Origin of the sequence: Vibrio sp. 10N.247.311.13 (genome assembly GCF_041467595.1) — a bacterium.
Lineage (GTDB): Bacteria > Pseudomonadota > Gammaproteobacteria > Enterobacterales > Vibrionaceae > Vibrio > Vibrio crassostreae_C.
Window position 1 is genome coordinate 1 of record NZ_JBFSUX010000135.1, and the last position, 1374, is coordinate 1374.

Annotated in this window: 1 protein-coding gene; it reads left to right on the forward strand. The window is 44.2% G+C overall.

Annotated features, from left to right (window positions below):
* The first annotated feature begins 178 nt into the window (after positions 1–178).
* A complete protein-coding gene (locus AB6E52_RS23030) occupies positions 179–1183 on the forward strand; it encodes a metal-dependent hydrolase (protein ID WP_102319980.1) in 1005 nt (334 codons plus the stop codon).
* Positions 1184–1374: the final 191 nt, after the last annotated feature.

Genomic DNA, 1374 nt, shown 5'->3' on the forward strand with positions numbered 1-1374 from the left:
CTTGTACGGTGGTGTGAGAGGACGGAGGCCGTGAGGCCTCCTCCTACTCGATTATCGGTCTATGCTTATACAGCTATGTACATGAGTATATTGATAAAACCGTTTAGTTATGAACAGTTCACCGCTATAGCTAAATGTATTTTGTTTGATTCAACGGAATGCTATCAATGAGTGATTTATGGATCCTTTAACGCAGGGCGTGTTAGGCGCTTCTTTGTCACAATCGGCCAGCAAAAAACAACATTTGGTTGTTGCTGGGGTATTAGGGCTGCTCTCCGGGTTAGCACCAGATTTGGATGCACTGATTAAGTCTCAAAGTGACCCTTTGTTGGCTTTGGAATTTCATCGACAATTTACCCATTCACTCTTCTTTATTCCCATTGGCAGTTTGATCTGCGCTTTGGTTCTGCATCACCTGATTGCAAAAAAACGTGGGCTTTCTTTCAAACAAAGTTGGCTGTTTTGTGCTCTGGGCTATGGTACTCATGCACTGTTAGACGCTTGTACCACCTATGGCACGCAGTTACTTTGGCCTTTCACCAACGCGCGTTTTTCTTGGAATACCATATCAATCATCGATCCTGTTTATACGCTTCCCATTCTAGTGTTGCTTGTGTTTGCGACGTTAAAACGAGCGCCTTGGCTAGCGCGTGTTGCGTTTACTTGGGCGCTAATTTATCCAACATTAGGGATGATTCAGCGAGACAGGGCAGAGGCGATTGGGTGGCAATTAGCGCAAGAAAGGCAACACACACCGATTCGATTAGAGGCAAAACCAAGCTTTGCGAATATCTTGGTTTGGAAAGTGGTGTACGAAACAGAGGCTCATTACCATGTAGACGCAGTGCGGGTTGGCACATCGCTAAGCACGTATCCCGGAGAGTCGATTGCGAAGCTGAATGTTAGCAGGGATTTACCTTGGCTTGACCCGGACTCTCAACAAGCCAAAGACATAGAACGTTTCCGCTGGTTTTCAAATGGTTATATCGCTCAGGACCCAACAGACGAGCTGCGTATTATCGATGTCCGATATTCAATTGTACCAAATCAAATGAAAGCACTATGGAGCATCAAGCTATCAAAAGCAGTTGATGCAAACGCGCATGTAAAATACGAAACTCATAGAGACAACACGCCAGAGTCGAGACAGATCTTCTTCGGTATGCTCACTGGCGATAAATGAGCTAGTTTTAAACTGATCTGCACCGTCAATACTGGATGCTACGTTAAGCGACTTTCCATACGTTTAGTTATCTCTGAATTGTTAATTTAGGGGAATTAATTTAGGGGAAGCTATAGCTCATTTATGCCCCATTCCGTATATGGAATCCACGTATTTACAAAGTGATTTTGGCAATAAAAGTTAAGATGCGG